General features: G+C 61.5%; 1 protein-coding gene. It reads right to left on the bottom strand.

Translation table 11 applies throughout. The annotated features are described in order from the left end of the window. The coding region (locus ACR6JA_RS22370) for a flagellar biosynthetic protein FliR (RefSeq protein WP_494599610.1) at nucleotides 1-358 on the bottom strand (358 nt) is incomplete at both ends.

Genomic DNA, 358 nt, shown 5'->3' with positions numbered 1-358 from the left:
GGGGCGAGAAACCTCCCAGCGGCACGACCACCAGCGTGTAGGACAGCCCCCTGAGCAATGCATGGTGACCATCCAGCAGGAAGAACAGCACGACGCCGGTATAGAGGAAAATCGACGTCAGGATTGGCACCTGGGCTCGACTGACCGGATCGTATACCTGACCGATCCCGAATCCAATCTGGATGTCCAATGCTCGGCCGGCGAAGGCAATCGCGGCAAACGCGCACAATATCCCGCCGGCCAGAAGCAGGCCGAAGGAAAACTCCAACGCGGCGGCCTGGATGAATCCGCCCTCATCGAAGCGATCCGGCAGCGCCTGTGGCGGCAACGCGAGCGCCAAGGTGATCGACAACAAGAG

The organism is Cedecea sp. B1(4), assembly GCF_059414925.1.
The sequence above is the reverse complement of the archived record's forward strand: the minus strand, read 5'-3'. Positions and strand labels throughout refer to the sequence as shown.